The organism is Candidatus Synechococcus spongiarum (assembly GCF_900047545.1).
GTDB lineage: Bacteria > Cyanobacteriota > Cyanobacteriia > PCC-6307 > Cyanobiaceae > Synechococcus_B > Synechococcus_B spongiarum_C.
In genome coordinates, this window is sequence record NZ_FITM01000147.1 from 1 (window position 1) to 16,497 (window position 16,497).

Annotated in this window: 16 protein-coding genes; 8 read left to right on the forward strand and 8 right to left on the reverse strand. The window is 63.1% G+C overall.

The features are described from left to right. A partial coding sequence (locus FLM9_RS08390; RefSeq protein WP_498039859.1) for a metal-independent carbonic anhydrase family protein occupies positions 1 to 187 on the forward strand: 187 nt, incomplete at its 5' end. 748 nt (positions 188 to 935) lie between these two features. Here the strand turns inward: FLM9_RS08390 and FLM9_RS06250 are convergent. After that, entirely contained in the window at positions 936 to 1,796 is an 861-nt protein-coding gene (locus tag FLM9_RS06250; protein WP_081340252.1) for a precorrin-6A/cobalt-precorrin-6A reductase, read from the reverse strand. A gap of 167 nt (positions 1,797 to 1,963) precedes the next feature. Between FLM9_RS06250 and FLM9_RS06255 the strand changes: the two genes are divergently transcribed. After that, positions 1,964 to 2,359, forward strand: a complete 396-nt coding sequence (locus tag FLM9_RS06255) for a single-stranded DNA-binding protein (protein ID WP_074457764.1) — start codon at positions 1,964 to 1,966, stop codon at positions 2,357 to 2,359. Between the two features lie 21 nt (positions 2,360 to 2,380). Here FLM9_RS06255 and FLM9_RS06260 read toward each other — a convergent pair whose 3' ends face one another. Then, entirely contained in the window at positions 2,381 to 2,581 is a 201-nt protein-coding gene (locus FLM9_RS06260) for a DUF8666 family protein (protein WP_081340255.1), read from the reverse strand. Between the two features lie 87 nt (positions 2,582 to 2,668). Here FLM9_RS06260 and FLM9_RS06265 point away from each other — a divergent pair, with 87 nt between their 5' ends. Then, positions 2,669 to 3,211 carry a DUF2854 domain-containing protein gene (locus tag FLM9_RS06265; protein ID WP_074457765.1) on the forward strand — a complete coding sequence of 181 codons (543 nt, stop codon included), beginning with the start codon at positions 2,669 to 2,671 and terminating at the stop codon, positions 3,209 to 3,211. Between the two features lie 11 nt (positions 3,212 to 3,222). Continuing rightward, a complete protein-coding gene (gene argB, locus FLM9_RS06270; protein WP_074457774.1) occupies positions 3,223 to 4,095 on the forward strand; it encodes an acetylglutamate kinase in 873 nt (290 codons plus the stop codon). A gap of 11 nt (positions 4,096 to 4,106) precedes the next feature. On the opposite strand, the gene priA is transcribed toward argB, so the two are convergent. Further along, entirely contained in the window at positions 4,107 to 6,347 is a 2,241-nt protein-coding gene (gene priA / locus FLM9_RS06275) for a replication restart helicase PriA (RefSeq protein ID WP_257243033.1), read from the reverse strand. Between the two features lie 937 nt (positions 6,348 to 7,284). Between priA and rpoD the strand changes: the two genes are divergently transcribed. Both rpoD and hemC read left to right on the forward strand, forming a co-directional pair. Beyond that, a complete protein-coding gene (gene rpoD, locus FLM9_RS06280; RefSeq protein WP_081340256.1) occupies positions 7,285 to 8,505 on the forward strand; it encodes an RNA polymerase sigma factor RpoD in 1,221 nt (406 codons plus the stop codon). A 57-nt stretch (positions 8,506 to 8,562) separates the two neighbouring features. Beyond that, positions 8,563 to 9,522, forward strand: coding sequence for a hydroxymethylbilane synthase (hemC, locus tag FLM9_RS06285; RefSeq protein WP_074457776.1), 960 nt, complete (start codon positions 8,563 to 8,565; stop codon positions 9,520 to 9,522). Here the strand turns inward: hemC and bchM are convergent. From bchM to FLM9_RS06305, 4 genes are read right to left on the reverse strand one after another with little or no spacing between them, the layout of a single operon-like run. Then, positions 9,519 to 10,235 carry a magnesium protoporphyrin IX methyltransferase gene (gene bchM, locus FLM9_RS06290; protein WP_074457777.1) on the reverse strand — a complete coding sequence of 239 codons (717 nt, stop codon included), beginning with the start codon at positions 10,233 to 10,235 and terminating at the stop codon, positions 9,519 to 9,521. The two genes, hemC and bchM, sit on opposite strands and share 4 nt — an antisense overlap. Positions 10,236 to 10,268: 33 nt before the next feature. Next, on the reverse strand, positions 10,269 to 12,059 hold the full coding sequence (locus FLM9_RS06295; RefSeq protein WP_074457767.1) for an SLC13 family permease: 1,791 nt from the start codon (positions 12,057 to 12,059) through the stop codon (positions 10,269 to 10,271). A gap of 22 nt (positions 12,060 to 12,081) precedes the next feature. After that, the gene (locus tag FLM9_RS06300; RefSeq protein ID WP_074457768.1) at positions 12,082 to 12,774 is read right to left on the reverse strand and encodes an HAD-IA family hydrolase; all 693 of its coding nucleotides are present in this window, start codon (positions 12,772 to 12,774) and stop codon (positions 12,082 to 12,084) included. Beyond that, positions 12,771 to 13,955 carry an NAD(P)/FAD-dependent oxidoreductase gene (locus tag FLM9_RS06305; protein WP_074457769.1) on the reverse strand — a complete coding sequence of 395 codons (1,185 nt, stop codon included), beginning with the start codon at positions 13,953 to 13,955 and terminating at the stop codon, positions 12,771 to 12,773. Before FLM9_RS06305 ends, FLM9_RS06300 begins: the two co-directional genes overlap by 4 nt. Positions 13,956 to 14,027: 72 nt before the next feature. Between FLM9_RS06305 and FLM9_RS06310 the strand changes: the two genes are divergently transcribed. Both FLM9_RS06310 and FLM9_RS06315 read left to right on the forward strand, forming a co-directional pair. Beyond that, on the forward strand, positions 14,028 to 14,834 hold the full coding sequence (locus FLM9_RS06310; protein ID WP_438801341.1) for a phosphoadenylyl-sulfate reductase: 807 nt from the start codon (positions 14,028 to 14,030) through the stop codon (positions 14,832 to 14,834). Then, positions 14,777 to 15,619 carry a type III pantothenate kinase gene (locus FLM9_RS06315; RefSeq protein ID WP_081340257.1) on the forward strand — a complete coding sequence of 281 codons (843 nt, stop codon included), beginning with the start codon at positions 14,777 to 14,779 and terminating at the stop codon, positions 15,617 to 15,619. The genes FLM9_RS06310 and FLM9_RS06315 overlap by 58 nt, the downstream gene beginning before the upstream one ends. Positions 15,620 to 15,622: 3 nt before the next feature. Here the strand turns inward: FLM9_RS06315 and bcp are convergent, their stop codons facing one another. Beyond that, positions 15,623 to 16,090 carry a thioredoxin-dependent thiol peroxidase gene (bcp, locus tag FLM9_RS06320; protein WP_074457771.1) on the reverse strand — a complete coding sequence of 156 codons (468 nt, stop codon included), beginning with the start codon at positions 16,088 to 16,090 and terminating at the stop codon, positions 15,623 to 15,625. Positions 16,091 to 16,497 lie beyond the last annotated feature (407 nt).

Below are 16,497 nucleotides of genomic sequence, written 5' to 3' on the forward strand. Positions count from 1 at the left end.
CGATGTTCGCTGGCAGAGCAACAATATCTACACCGACGACAATTCTGCAATGCCCATGGGCAACTATTACTTCACTGGCCCAGACGGTAACGAGACAAAGATGGAGTATATCTTTGGCTATATCCTTGTCGATGGTGATTTGACAATCAATCTCCATCATTCATCGATTCCCTACAGCCTCGAATAGTCCCAGAGCCCGGCTTTCGGGACGGGCGGGCCTCTTCTGGTTGCGGGATAGCGACCTCGGCGATCTGATCAGAACTGTTTCTTCAAGCTCCTAATTGTTGCGGCAACTGCATTGCTGTTGACGGCTAATTGCTCATGAAAGGCTGTGTGAATTGCTGTAGCTTGTTGCCATCCACGAACCAACCGTCCCTGCCTTCGTGGTTGTTAACATCACTGTCTAGAAAGACCCCCCGCCCCCCAGCGACAACAGCAACAGCGGCCGTCACCAGGTGAGCGAAACGGACTCCCCCACTCCAGACGACCCCACAACGGTAAACATCGCCGGTCAGCAAGCGGATGTAACTCCTGGTGAGCGGAAGGGGCTCAAGCTGACCGAAGTGCAGAAGACGGTGATGTTTTGGGTTGTCTGCTGATCTTGTTTGTGCCCCTGAAGGAGTGGCTGCCGGGGTGATTGCCCTGGGGCTTTTGGGGTATTTGTTTGAGTCGATGCCGATGTGGTGCTGGCGCGGTTGCTGCGTTTTTTGTTGACCTGCTGCGTTTCCTGCTGATGTTGGCGGCTGTTGCCCTGGTGGCATCTTGGGGCACTGTCCTGCTGACATCGGGCGCTGCTGTTGCCCAGGCAGGGGGGTGTTTCGAGCAAACAACGGCGGTGGATACGGAGGAACCGGGCTACGTATCTGTTGCCCGCTGCCTCTTTCAAGGCGCAGAAGAGGTGGTGACAGTGCTGCTGGAGGAACTCACTGTCAACCTCAGGTATCAGCAGCCCGTGACCACGTTTTCCAGAGACAGTCCTGGACCCGTTGGCACAAGGTGTCCCTGGTGCAGACAACCATGGGGCCAGACTCCTGTGGACGCCGCAGCAGCCACAGCGATACCCCCACGGCGGCACAAACCCGGTGCCAATGGCGCTCGGGTGTTCCTCCCGACTGGCGAGCCAACACCACGTCAACGGCCCAACGGCGGCAGAGGGCCGCTTCCAGGGAAGTGGCGGGATCAGGAGGTAGATGCATCTCCCCATGGCTGGCGCTGACGGGCTGGAGGGGGGCGATGCGCTCCGGTGGCAAGCCCGCTGCGAGGGCCTGTTGCAGAGCCGTTGCCGTGGGCAGGATGCGGGCGGCGGTGTGCCGAGGCCCGTGCCAAGCCACCAGCCGGGCCAGGCTGCGGGAGCCGATGGCTGCTAGAAGGGAGCTTTGGCCCAAGTCCTGCACCGCCTCCAGGCGGTGCATCAGGGTGGCTGCCCCTGGTTGGATTTGAGGGCGCTGGAGACGCAGGTAAGGGACGGCTGCCGCGCTACAGGCGCTGTGGAGCGTCCGGGTGATCCTCAGGGCAAAGGGGTGGGTGGCATCCACCACCAGCGCTGGCGGCGCCGGACCGGCCAACACTTGATGAATGTCCCCTGGTCCCATGGCCATGGCCTGGCACTGAAAGGCCGGATTGGCGGTCAACGGCCCGTAGGCCCGGCAGGCCCTTGGGCTCACCACCTGGACCCGAACAGGCACCGCCAGCGCTAGCAATTGCCGGGCTGCCCAGACACCATCCTCCGTGCCGGCCACCAGCCAGATCCAGCCGCGGCGTCTCCAGGGAGGGGGCATCACAGGGAACCAAGGCATGAGAATCGAGGACTTAGGGTTGAACCACCGCCAGAGGGGAAACCTGAGACCAGGCACACGCCTTGTTGCCAAGGGAACATCTGCCTGGCGCTCCCTTGACCCAAGCCACTGGTGGCTTGCCCCGTTACCCAGATCACTGTCTAGTTCTTCAAGGAGGAACAACCGTCATGAACCATTGCTTGCTGGAAGCCGTTGTGCAGGAGCCCCCCAAGCTGCGCTACACCCAGGGGGACCAGGTCCCCGTGGCGGACATGCTGGTGTGCTTTGACCCGCTGCGGGAGGGTGACCCCAAACCCACCTTGAAGGTCACCGCCTGGCGGGACCTGGCCACAACCGTGGAGCAGCAGGCCCAACCGGGCCGGAAGGTGCTTCTGGAGGGGCGCCTCATGATGCACAACACGCCCCGTCCCGATGGCGTCGGGATGCAGAAGCAGGCGGAACTTATTCTCAATCGCCTCCATCCGCTCCAGCAGTCCCCGCCAACAGGCATCCCAGCGGCTGCTCAGCCCCTGGTGCCGGATTCCACGTCGGATCTCAACCCCGAGGACGACATTCCCTTCTGAGCATCCGGCACCGTTGGTTCTTCAGCCGGACTCCACCTGGGTTTCGCAGAACTCCAGGAGTTGGCCCAGTTCACGTTCCAGGGCCGCCAAGTCCAGGCGGAATGCACTCCAGTGCCCCTCGTCCAGGTGGCGCAGCAGCCAGCGGCGGTCCTCCTGAAGGGCTTTCATGAGGGCAGGGACCTGCCCCAATTTCTGATCCGGCATGTTGCTGTTGGTGGCCATGGGAGGGTAATCGACGTTGAACGGTGGGTGGAGGCCCAATGACCACCACCATCCACCATGCTGAACGACGGCTTTTGAAATTGCTCCATGGGTTCCTTACTTTCCCCAGGAAGCTGGATCACTGTTTCAGGCACGTCCCTGGCCGTGTTTGGCCTGGTTGCCTATGCCACGGATCACCCCACCCTCAACCTGGTAGGCCTCTTCTCTGGTATTCCCGTACTTTTGGGCGGCCTGGCCCTGAAATCATCGGAGCTGCCGCCTGTTCCCTGGTTGCAACCGCCGGATGCCCAAAGCCGGACATTGCGGCAAACCGTGGCAACGGAGGTGCAACGGCGCCTGGTGAAGGACGTGCGGCGCTGGCGCTACGGCCAGAAGGCCCATCTGGAGAGTTCCCTGGAGATCCTCAAGCTTTGGCATCGGGACAAGCCGCCGCAGTTGACAGGGCTCAGGGAGAATGATGTGCAGGGCCACTATCAACTCACCATGCGCTTCCGACTGGGTTCCGAGGAGGAGAGTCAGGCCTGGTTTGACAGGAGGGACCGCCTGGCCCGCTTCTTTGGCCCCGGCCTTGAGGCGGCGGTGGTGGTGGTTGATTCCCACTGCATTGAGGTGCAACTGCTCAGTTGCTGAATCACGTTGCCATGGACCCGTCTTCGCCCATCACCCCTGACCTGGCGCGGGTACAGGTGCTGTCCGAGGCCCTGCCCTACATCCAGCGCTTTGCCGGGCGTACGGTGGTGATCAAGTACGGGGGCGCCGCCATGGTGCAGGAGCACCTGCGCCATGCCGTGTTCCGTGACATCACCCTTCTGGCGTGTGTCGGCCTCCGTCCCGTGATGGTCCATGGGGGTGGTCCAGAGATCAACACCTGGTTGACCAGGCTGGCCATTGAGCCGGAGTTCCACGCCGGGCTGCGGGTCACCAGTGCCGAGACCATGGAGGTGGTGGAGATGGTGCTGGTGGGTCGGGTCAACAAGCAAATTGTCAACGGCATCAACCATCAAGGCGGCCTGGCGGTGGGCCTGTCCGGAAGTGACGGCCAACTGGTGCAGGCCCGTCCCTACGACAACGGCTCCATCGGCCTGGTGGGTGAAGTGGAGCGGGTGAATCCCGGTCTGCTGATGCCCCTGCTGGAGCAGGGCTACATCCCGGTGATCTCCAGCGTGGCTGCGGATCCTTCCGGTGTGTCCCACAACATCAACGCCGACATTGTGGCCGGAGAAGTTGCGGCGGCACTTCATGCGGAAAAGCTAATCCTGCTCACCGATACACCTGGAATCTTGCGCCAACCGGGTGTGGCCGGTACGTTGCTGGAGCATCTCACCATTGGCGAGGCCCGCGCCCTCATGGCCGCCGGGGTGGTGAGCGGAGGCATGGTCCCAAAAACCGAGTGTTGCATCCGTGCCCTGGCTCAGGGTGTGTGCTCCGCCCACATCCTTGATGGACGGGTTTCCCATGCCCTGCTGCAGGAAATTTTCACGGATGCCGGCATTGGCACCATGATCTCCGGCTAACGCCTCCTGTCTCAGAGGTGCATGGGATCGGGGTCAATGGTCAGATCCACGCCACGGGGCAGCACTGACCGCAACTCTTGCCCTGGTGGCAAGGGCAGGGGACCTTCCGGTCCGTGGAGCAACAACTGCCAGCGGCTGCGTCGGGCCACACGGGCCACGGGGGCTGGCGCCGGACCCACCACGGTCCATCTCCGGTGATGCAACCGGGGGCTCAAGTGGGCTGCCAGGAGTGCTGCCCCATTGGCAGTGGTGCGGGCACTGGCGCCGCTGAGGCGCAGCAGGCAGGCGCGAACATAGGGCACCAGCCCATGGCGCCGCCGGCTTTCCATCTCCTGATTGAGGAAGCGATCATAACAGCCCTCCACCAGGCTGCGCACCACCACGTGCTCCGGCGCATAGGTCTGCACCAGCACCTCGCCGGGTTTCATGCCCCTCCCGGCCCGACCCGCCAACTGGAAAAACACCTGCAACGCCTGTTCCTGGGCCCGTAGATCCGGCCGATGCATCAGACCGTCCGCCGCCAACACCACCGCCATGGTCACGTTGGGCAGGTCCATACCCTTGGCCAGCATCTGGGTGCCCACCAGCACGTCCGCACGGTGGCGGGCAAACTGTTCCAGGATGCGCCGGTGGCCGTCCTTGCCCCGGGTGGTGTCGTGGTCGTAGCGCAAGAGGCGCAGGCCAGGGAGTTGCTGCTGCAGCAGTTCCACCACCCGCTGGGTGCCGATCCCGAAGGGTTTGAACGCCCTGGAGCCACACTGGTGGCAGTGGGTCTGTAACGGTTGCCGGTGGTTGCACCAGTGGCAGCGCAGAACGTCATGGTGGGCGCCGGGGCCGTGGTGGCGATGCACCGTGAGGGGCAAGGCACAGTGGGGACACATCATCGCTTCCCCGCAACTGCGGCAGTTCAGAAACGGGCTGTAACCCCGACGCGGCACAAATACCACGGCCTGCTCACCGCGACCACAGACGGTCTCCAGCCGATCCCGCAGGGGTCTGCTGATGGCCGTGCGTTGCCCCCTGGCCAACTCCTGTCGCATGTCCACCACCCGAATCGCAGGAAGCTGGCCACCGGCCACCCGCTCCTTGAGCCGTAGCAGTTGGCACGGGCCAGCCCGGCACCGGCGCCAACTCTCCAGGCTGGGGGTGGCGCTGCCCAGCAGAAGGCATGCCCCATCCTGCTGGGTCCGGTGGCGGGCCACGTCGCGGGCATGATAGCAGGGCATGGGGGCCTCCTGCTTGTAGGACGGGTCGTGCTCCTCATCCAGCACCACCAGGCCCAGCCGCGCCAGGGGCAGAAACACGGCGGAGCGGGTTCCCACCACCAACCAGGGGCCACCATGGCGGCAGTGCTCCCAGGTTCGACGCCGTTCCCCATCGCTCAGGTGGCTGGAGTAGGAGAGCACACGGTCAGGGAAGCGGCGGTGACAGCGATCCAGAAGCTGGGGAATCAGGCCAATTTCCGGGCACAGGATGAGCACGTCCCGTCCCTGGGCCAACCAGAAGGCTGCTGCCTGGAGATAGATCTCCGTCTTGCCCGAACCGGTGATGCCCCACAGCAAAACCTCTCTCCCCCCTCCGGTGGGCAGTCCGGTGGGTGCGGTTAAGGAGGCCAGAACCCGGGACTGGTCAGGGGTGAGTCGCTGTGGGGTTTCAGGGGTATGGCCAGAGCCGGATGGCTGAAGTTGGGGTTGCTCTGGCGCTATGTGGTGGCGATGTTCCATCATCAGCAGGCCTGCCTTGACGAGATTCTCCACTGGCGCACGGCTGCAGCCGCTGTCTTGCAAGAGGTCCTTCAGCCAGCAGCCTTGTGGGGCATGGCGATCCAGACAGTGGAGCAGGTGTTGCTGACGTTCTGTCACGTCCTGTTGAGTACAGGGGTGTGGCTGCCGTTCAACCCAGAGTTGCCGCCGGCCTTGGGGGAGTTTGTGGTTCCCAGCCCGTTGGCCAAGCAACCCTGGTGGCAGGGCCGTGCGCAGAACCTGAAGCTGAGAGGTATGGGTGTGCTCGGCGCACCAGCCAATGAGTTGCCGCCAAACCCTGCTGAAGGCACCCTTCAGAATCAGCTTCTTAACGGTTTGCAACTGCTGCTTGGGCACCCCGGCAGGGGGCTCCGGGCGCTCCGCCATCACCAGGCCGGCATGGAGCTGTTTCCGCACGGGCACCCACACCAGGTCACCAGTCTCAACGGGTTCAGTGGGGTTGTTGACGTAGGTGAGCAGCAGGGTCCCCTGACCAATCTCCACCAACACGTCCAGCAAAAGGGGAGAAGCAGATGCCAGAAACAGAGTTGCAGAGACGTAAGGAGTTGTCTAGCATGACAGCATATTGGCCCTTGCCAAATCAGGTGAAGCGCGGTCAGTCGCTTGCCTCAGGAGAGATGAGACCACTGGTCTTTTATCTGGAAGCCCTTCCTGACCCTTGAGCTGACCTCCCACGTCACCCTGCATTGACGTTGATCACCTGAGCCTTCCCACAAATCAGCCGATCAATCCAATAAGCCACCCTCCTACGCCATGTCTTCTGTGTCCTGCCTCGGCAGGAATCAACCGCAGTTGAAAACGTCTTGGCTGCCTGGAGCCGTTGTTGCTTGTTCATGTCCCACCAGGTTCCTTGCCCATGAGTCCACTTTCCGCAAAAGCAGATTGTGCAGAACGCACAACCAACGCCCAGCAGATGCCCAAAGGTCTTCCTTCTGTGGCCATGAAAGACAGGCTGCTGCAGCCCCCACAGTTTCTCCAGTCTGGACAGTCGTTGTCGGAAGCACTGCCTCAGAGGTCCCTCAACATCCAGCAGCACCCCGCCAGCTGGCTGGCACCCATGCTTCCCCCCTCTACAGCAACAGGTTCCGGTGGATCAGGCAATGGCGCTAGCAACAACGGTTCAGCTTCAGCAGCCGGTCTTCACCAGGTGACGGCGGGCGAGGCAGCTGCAGCTAAGGGAATTGGCGCCGAAGCCATGCCCAGCGCTGCCATCAAACAGAGGCTGGCACGCCTCAGGGCCATTCTGCGCAGACTCAGTGCCACTGCCCAGGCCAATGGAACCCGGGTCAAAATCCGCCTCACCGTCAAAGGACTGGCGCGGGCGAAAGCTGCCTTGTTGAAGGCCAGATCGGTACAACAACAGCCCGCCCTCGGACAACAGGTCCCATCCCCGCGCAGGGATCCCAGGGGGCAGAAACCGGAACCCATGAGCTCCGGGCACGCCCTGGCCGCCAGCCCGTCCCTCACCAGGGACCGGGGCTCTGCGGGGCCACAACCTGCTGTTGTCCAGGCTGATCTGTCCAATCAACCCCAAAAGACGAAAAGCCCGGCCAAGATCAAGGCCGCACCCACTGGGACCCAATCCCCCGCTGCAGCCCGCTCCGACAGCAGCGGTGCAGCGAACGCCAAAACAACTCCGGGAGCGCAAAAGCGTTCCCGTCATGGTGCCCAGTCTTCTGCCAGGGCGGGCGTAAAGGGGGTGTACACGGAAGACTCCATTCGCGTCTATCTCCAGGAAATTGGCCGTATTCGCCTCTTGCGCCCGGACGAGGAGATTGAGTTGGCGCGGAAAATTGCCGACCTGCTGTACCTGGAGCAGGCGGCGGAGACCTACTTCCATGAAAACGAGCGCTACCCCTCCGTGAGTGAGTGGGCTGAACAGGTTTCCATGCCCTGTCGCAACTTCAAGAGACGTCTGAAGCTGGGTCGGCGGGCCAAGGAGAAGATGGTGCAGTCAAATCTGCGCTTGGTGGTGTCCATTGCGAAAAAGTACATGAACCGCGGCCTCTCCTTCCAGGACTTGATTCAGGAAGGAAGCCTGGGTCTGGTGCGGGCGGCGGAAAAATTCGACCATGAGAAGGGGTACAAGTTTTCCACCTATGCCACTTGGTGGATCCGCCAGGCCATCACCCGCGCCATCGCCGATCAATCCCGCACCATCCGCCTGCCTGTCCATCTCTACGAAACAATCTCCCGCATCAAAAAGAGCACCAAAACCCTGAGCCAGGAGTTGGGCCGCAAACCCAGTGAAGAGGAAATTGCCGAACGCATGGAGATGACCATTGAGAAGTTGCGCTTCATCGCCAAGAGTGCCCAGTTGCCCATTTCTCTGGAAACACCCATTGGCAAGGAGGAGGATTCTCGCCTCGGGGACTTTATCGAGTCCGGCACCGAGAATCCTGACCAGGACGTGGCCAAGAACCTGTTGCGGGAGGATCTGGAAAGTGTGTTGGCCACCCTGAGTCCTCGGGAACGGGATGTGTTGCGCCTGCGCTACGGTCTGGATGATGGCCGCATGAAAACCCTTGAAGACATTGGCCAGATCTTTGAGGTGACCCGGGAGCGGATTCGCCAGATTGAGGCCAAGGCCCTGCGCAAGCTGCGCCACCCCAACCGCAACGGTGTCCTCAAGGAATACATCAAGTAGGGCAACGCTAGGTCGGCAGCCTATGGTGGCTGGCATTGCCCGCACCCCTCTCCGGTGATCCAAGCCGCCTGTCTCCGCATTGCCTCCCGTCGCAGCCAGTTGGCCATGGTGCAGACAAACTGGGTCAAGGTAGAACTGGAAAAGGCCCATCCGGGTTTACAGGTGTCGGTGGAGGCCATGGCCACCCAGGGTGACAAGGTGTTGGACGTGGCCCTTGCCAAAATTGGTGATAAGGGCTTGTTCACCAAGGAGTTGGAAGCCCAGATGTTTCTGGGGCGGGCCGAGATTGCTGTCCACTCCCTCAAGGATCTACCCACGGCCCTGCCGGAGGGGTTGATGCTGGGCTGCATCACGGCGCGGGAAGATCCCGCCGACGTGCTGGCCGTCAATGGGCGTTTCAAGGAGCATCGTCTGGAGACCCTGCCGGAGGGCAGCCGCATTGGCACCAGTTCGCTGCGCCGTCTGGCCCAGTTGCGCCACCATTATCCCCACTTGGTGTTCAAGGATGTTCGGGGCAATGTGCTCACCCGGCTGGAGAAGTTGGATGCCGGTCTTTACGACGGACTGATTCTTGCGGCAGCGGGGTTGGAGCGGTTGGGGCTGGCCGGTCGCATCCACCAGGTGATTGCCCCTGAAATTTCCCTCCACGCGGTGGGTCAGGGGGCCCTTGGCATTGAGTGTGTGGCCGACAACCAGGAGGTTCTGGAGCAGATCCGCGTTCTGAACCATGACGACACCCGGGACCGCTGCTTGGCGGAACGGGCCTTTCTGCGGGAACTGGAAGGGGGGTGTCAGGTGCCCATCGGGGTCAACAGCGCCATCAACGGCGAGACTGTGATACTCACCGGCATGGTGGCCAGTCTGGATGGCCAAACCCTGATCCGGAACCAACGCCACGGCCCCCGTCACACCCCCGAAGCGGTGGGCCGACAACTGGCCGTGGCCCTCAAGGACCAGGGCGCCGCAGCCATCCTGGAGGAGATCTTTGCCACTGTCCGCGCTGAGGCGAAGCATTAACACCGCTGGAATTCCAGCAGCCGTGAAAAGTAAAACGGTGCATTGCAAAACAGATGACGACCGGTGGGCCGAAATCCGGCGGCGGCGGCGGCGGCCACAATGCCGGATTCTTTCAGGGTGTAGGCCCGGGTCGCCTTGCTGGCGCCGGGGAACATGCTGCCGACGGCTTTGAGCAGGGACAGGGACAGGCTGTAGGGGGCAAAGCTGACGATCAGACGATTCTGACTCAAGCTGGCCAGGTGGCGCACCATGGCCTCCGCTGCCTGTTGGGGGTAATGGATGAACACGTCCAGGCAGACGACCGTGTGGAATTCACCCCCCAGGGCCTCCAAATCAGCCACATGAAACCGCACTTGCTCAGCGCTGACGCCGGCGGCAACAGCCCGCTGTCGGGCTTCGGACAACATGGCTTCAGACAGGTCGCTGGCGGCAATCCGCCTGGCGCCCATGGCCGCCAGGGGCAGGGTGAGGGAACCCACGCCACAGCCGGCATCACAGAAGCTGCGGATCTTGACGTCGCCGTCCTCCTGAAGCCAATGCAGCACGGCGGCAACAGTTTTGTTGTGGCCGCGGCGGATGTGCTCCTGTACCCTGTTCACGTCCTGGGTGTTGCTGTAGATGCGGCGCCAGCGCTCAAAACCAGTCCCGTTGAAATAGGCGCGCACCACCTCTTTCTCGTTGCCGGTGGTGGTGCTGGGGCTGGGTGGGACCATGGCCGGATGCAGGGGCATGGCCAGGGATCCTACTTAAAGGCCGAATTGCCAAACCGTCAGCAGGGGCACCAGCAGCGTCGCCAGGATCGTGAGGGGGGTGCCGTAGCGCACCATGTCCTGGATGCGGTAGCCTCCCGGGCCAAACACCATCAAGTTGGTCTGATACCCAAAGGGGGTGATAAAGCTCCAGCTTGCTGCAAAGACAATGCATACCACGCAGGCCATGGGGTCAATCTGCAGATCCAGGCCAATGCGGGCAGCTATTGGCAGGCAGAGCACTACCGCGGCGGCATTGCTCATCACTTCCGTGGTCAGGGTGGTGACCAGATAAATGGTGACCAGCACCCCGTAGGCTGGCCAGTCCCCGGTCAAGGTCACCAGTCGGGTGGCCATCTCCCCCGCCAGACCGGTTTTCACCAGCGCCGTGCTGAAGCCGTACAGGGACCCCACCAGCAGGATCAACTCCCAACGCACCGCCTGCTGGAGATCGCCAGGGCGAAGGCTGCCCACCACCACCATGGCCACCACCCCCAAACAAACTGCGGCCACCAGGGGCATGATCCCCAGACCACTGACCACCAGGACGGCCAGGCCGATGAGGATGGTGGGATATTTTTTGGCGGTGGCGGGCAATTCGTGCTCAATTTTGTCCATCACCACCAGATCACTGCTGGCTTGAAGACCCCGGAGACTGTCCAGAGGCGCCTGGAGCAACAGCACGTCCCCGGCCCGCAACACCACCTGCCCCAGCCGTTCCCGCACCAGCTCCTGGCCACGGCGCAGGGCAATGACCGTGGCATTGAAGCGCTGCCGAAACCGCAACTCCCGCAGCGAGGCCCCAGCCAGGAAGGAGCCAGCAGGCAGCAGCACTTCCACCATCCGCTGGGTGGCCGTTTCCTCGGCGCCTTGCTCCCCGGATGCCGGGACCGCCAGGATCACGGTGTGCTCCTGCTGCAACCGCAGCAGATCGGCCCGGCTGCACCGCAGCAGCAGGCGGTCCCCACCGCTGAGCACCCGATCCGCAAAGGGGGGCGAGAACCGCTCACCCCCCCGTTGCAACTCCAGAACATCCACGTCAAAGCGGCGCTGTAGACGGCTGTTGTGCAGGGTCTGGCCCACCAGGATGGAGTTGGCAGGCACCTCCACCTCCGTCAGGTAGCCATCACGACTGAGGCTGGCCAAAAGTTCCAGCCCGTCACGGTTCCGCTCCGGCAACAGGTGGGGCGCCACCCAGATCAAGTAGGCGCCGCCCAGCACGTACAGCGGCAGGGCAATGGGCGTCAGCGTCAAGAGTTGGAGGCCCCCGTTGAATCCCATTTCTTCACCAACACTGCGGCTCAGGTCGCTGGCCAGGAGGTTGGTGGAGGTGCCAATCAAGGTGAGGGTGCCCCCCAGGATGGTGGCGGTGGAGAGGGGCAGCAACAGGCGCGACGGCGGCAGGCCCCGGCGCTGACACCAGGCCTCCACCACCGGGATCAAGGTGGCGACGATGGGGGTGTTGGCCAGGATGCCCGCCAGGGGTCCAATGGCCACCACAAACAATTGGATCAACTGCCGGGGGTGCCTCATGCGGTTGCCCCCCATCAACTCCCGCAAGCGATCCAGGGCGCCACTGCGGAACAACCCTGCCGAGAGGGCGAACATGGCCAGCAGGGTGATCACCGCAGGGCTGGCAAAGCCGGCCAGGGCCTCGGCAGGGGAGAGCACCCCGGTGGCCATGAGCAGCCCCATGGCCAGCAGGCCCACCACTTCAGGCGGCAAGGCCGCCGTGATGAACAGAGCAATGGCCAGCACCAAGATCAGCAGGGTGACGAGAGCGTCCATGAGAGGCTCGGCAGCCCTTCATTCAAGCCTCCATCATGCCCGGCGCCGTGGTGGCCGGGTCAGGTTGTGTCCGTTGCACCAGAATGCAACGGATTCCAGCCGCCCGGGCCCCTTGTAGATCTGCCGCGGTGTCGCCCAGGTGCCACACCTCATGGGGCGCCAGCCTCAGCCGCTCCAGGGCAAGCTGAAATAACCGGGGATCGGGCTTGGCCACCCCGCAACGGCTTGAGACGAGCACGGCCGTGAACCAGCGGCGCAGCCCCAGGGTCTCCAGCAAGGCATCCAGGCGGCTGTCAAAGTTGCTCACCACGGCCAGCTTGAGACCGGCGCCGTGCCAACGCTGTAGGCAACGGGGCACGTCTTCCGGCACCACCCAGGCCTCTGGGCTGGCGTAGTGGTAGAAGAGTTGACAAGTCAGCTTCCGCAGCGCCGCCTTCTCCAACGGCTGGCCGGCCCGTTGAAAGGTGTCCCCCACACAGGCCAGCCACCATTCCTTTTCCCGCTGATCCAGAGACTTCGGCGACCGATCCGGAAACGCCATGGGCGGCGCTGATCCATAGGCCGCACGAAAGGCGGGATCAACGTGCTCGGGGGACACCGTAATACCCACGGCCGCCGCCGCCTGGGCATAGGTGAGCGCCACGGGAGCAGCGGGTTCCAGGAGGGTGCCCATGGCGTCGATGAGTAAGCCACGGGGACGAGGCAGGGTGGTCATGGCCCCAAGTGTTCCCCCAGCCAGCCCACGGCCGCCGCCAGGCGGTGCCCCGCTCCGGGCATCCGCACCAGATAGGTGACTTCCCGCAACCTGGCCGCCGTTGGTCCCGCCATAGTGAACCCCTTGGCCGTGATGGTGGCCTGGCCACGACCAAGGCTCAGTATCTCCCCCAGGTCGTTCCAATGGAAGTCCTGGAGGGGCTCCCCATCAAGGGAGGCCAGAACGTTATGGGCCAGCACCGGCGCCTGCTGCATGGCCACCTGGGCCGTGGCTGGCGGGGGCTGCTGCCTTCTCTTGTCTGGGACTGCCGCCACGTCACCGGCGGCAAAGACGGCCTCCTCCCCCGCCAGCCGCAGGTCTGCCTGGCAGATGAGCTGCCCCTGGGGGCCCACCGGCGCCGACGGCAGCAGAAGCGGGGGCGCCACGGCCAGGCCCGCTGTCCAGATCACGCCAGCACAGGGAAGGGTTTCCGTCTCTCCCTGAACGAGAAGGGTAAGGTGATCCGCCGCCACCCCCTGCACGCGACTACGGCAGCGCAACGACACATCCCGTTGTTGCAACGCCGTCAGGGCCTGCTGGCGATTGAACTCACGGCTTCCCGGCAGGATCTTGTCCCCCTGCTCAATGAGCTCAATGAGCGACTTGCCCACCAGTAGATCAGCCAACTTGCACGCCAGCTCCACGCCACTGGCGCCTGCCCCGACAATGGCCAGGCGTTGCAGGGGTTGGGGCCGGGTTGTTTGCAGCCGTTGCACCAGGTGTTGCAGGCGCCGCAGATCAGCCATGGTGCGGAAGCCAACGGCATGGTCCGTAACGCCTTCAACACCAAAGGACTGCAGGACCCCCCCACATGTCAGCACAAGACGATCAAAGCTCAGATTGCGACCACTGCTGGTGGTGAGGCAGCGGGTCTGGCGGTTAATGCTGGTGACCCGGTCTTGCAGCCAGGCAATGCCGTGCCCTGCCAGCAGGTGTTCCAGCTTTGGCGCCACCTGCCAGGTCTGCAACTCACCACTGAGCAGCTCATAGAGCAGGGGGGTGAAGAGGAAATGATCCTGGGGCTCCACCAGCACAACCGACACACTGCTGCGCTTGTGGGCAAGAGCCAGGGCAGTGGTGAGGCCGGCAAAACCACCTCCAACCACCACCACACGAAACTGGCCACCATGGGACGATTGCATTGTGCGTGACGCTAGCCATCCACATCATGGGGTGATAGGTGAAAAGATGGAGTACACGCCACCGCCATGATGATGGTCAATTCAGCCGGGCCAATGCGCTTTGCCGACCTCAATCAGGGCATCGCGGGGCCTGCTACGGGGGAAGTGGTGGCCGGCCAGGATTTGACAACAGTGCGCAGCAGCCTGTCCGCCCTGCCCCCTGCCGGCCAGTTGGCCTGGTGTGCGGCGGAGTTTGGGCGCAGTTTTGTGCTCACCACCAGCTTTGGCATCCAGTCTGCCGTGCTGCTCCACATGGCCCACCGGGCGGCACCGGCCATTCCCGTGGTGTGGGTGGATACGGGCTACCTTCCCCGTGAAACCTACCGCTATGCCAGGGAGCTGGAAGAGCGGCTAGGCTTCGAGTTGCACGTGGCCCAACCCGTGCTCAGCGCCGCCCGTATGGAGGCCCTGTATGGTCTCCTTTGGGAATCGGACCAGCCTGGGGACATGGAGCGCTACCTACAGATGCGCAAGGTGGAGCCCCTGGAAACAGCCCTGGACCAACTGGATGTGCGCTGCTGGGCCAGCGGGGTGCGTCGCAACCAAACCGCCCACCGCCGTTCCATGACCGTGCTGGACCGGTTGCGGGGGCGTTGGACCCTCCATCCCCTACTGGATTGGACCAGCAAAGACATCTATTACTACCTGGAGGAGCACGGGCTGCCCCAGCATCCCCTGTTCAAGGAGGGTTACAGCACGGTTGGGGACTGGCACTCCAGCGCCCCTGACGGCCAGGTGTCCGGTCGGTCCACTCGTTTCCGGGGGCAACGCCCCCACGGGGAATGTGGTCTGCATCTAGAGGAGACCGCCTCTACCGCCACGGCGCACCCACCGGGTTGATGGCCGTTACAGCGCTGCTGGTGGGCAATAGCCGCTTGCACTGGGGCTTGGGCACACCGCAGAGTTCAGGCCCAGGGCCGTTGCTCCAGCATTGGGACGGGGATTGGCCCCCCTGGCAGGTGCAGCCCGCCACGATGCGCTGGGCCGCGGTGGGATTGATCCCCCCATCGGTGGAGACTCGCCTGGGTTCATGGCCCCCACCAGTTGAGACCTGTCAGATGCCCCTGGCCAACTGTCCCGCCCACGTGGGAGTGGACCGGGCGCTGGGGGGCTGGCAGGCGTTTGGTTGCAGCGCTGGTGGCGGGGTGCTGGTGGTGGATGCCGGCACCGCCTTGACCATGACAGCCGTGACCTCCAACGGCAGCTTTGCTGGAGGGCGCATCCTGCCGGGCGTGGCGTTGCAACTTGAGAGCCTGCATCAGAGAACTGCTTCCCTTCCCTGCGTGGTCTCCCCGCAGGCCAGGGCATGGCCAACCTTGCCCTGGAATCCAGCCAAGCCTGGCTTCTTGGCCACCGATACCGTCAACGCCATGGTGGATGGGGTGATCCACGGTCTGAGTGCCGCCGTGGTGAACACCATGGCGGCACTGGCGACGGCTGCGGTCGTCCGGGAGTGCTGGCTCACCGGCGGTGACGCTCCCCTCTTGCAGGAGGCAATTCACACCCAACTGGCGGCTGGGCAACTGGCCTCCAGGGAACTGGCCCTTCACCATGACCCGCATCTGGTGTTGAAGGGTTTGCTGCGGCTGCGGACCAGGACCGATGGTGGAGGGCTTGACGCCTGAACCTCAATCGAGGCCCAGGTCGCTGAGGATCTGGCTGGCCATGGCGTCGGCCTTCACTTTGGTGTACACCTTTTCCACCCGGCCTTCCGGATCCACCACAAACGTGTGGCGGGACATGCCCACGTATTCACGGCCCATGAACGTCTTGGGCCCGTAACTCCCGTAGGCCAGGGCCACGGGGCATGGTTCCGCATCGGTGAGCAAGGTGAAGGGAAGTTGGTACTTGTCGATGAACTTGGTGTGGCTGCTGGCGGGATCTTTGCTGATGCCCAGCACCTTGATGTTGTGCTTCTCAAAGACAGACCACGCATCCCGAAAGCTGGACGCCTCCCTGGTGCAGCCCGGAGTGTCGTCCTTGGGATAGAAGTAGACCACCACCCGTTGTCCGGCAAAGTCAGCTAATGAAACCGACTGGCCAGAGGCATCTGGCAGGGTGAATGGAGGCGCCGCCTCGCCAACTTGGGGAGTCATCACAATGGGAGCAACACGGCGCAAGTTTAGGCAATGCCGGCGCCCCAGTATGGGGCGCGCCCCCTTGATTCTGTGGCTGAGCCCCCTGGATGAGCGGCTCCAGTGGGCCATGGTTACGGGGATACTGCGCCATGGCGCCTGCCCAGATCAGCCTTCCGTGCAGTCACCTCTGAGCGACAGGCCAAAGTCTTCCCCTTGATTTTATGCAACTACAACTAGGGAACCTCTGAATTGGCCTTCAAGAGAGAGCCACAGAGGATTTTACATAGTTATGGTCGGACTACGCCAGTCAAAATCAGCCCAACACAGTCACACAACAAGCTCAATTCTTGAGCTTGTGTCTGGTTGATCATACCCAGACACACGCATCCCATGGCGGCTCACACCGGACAAGACTCCGCACACAA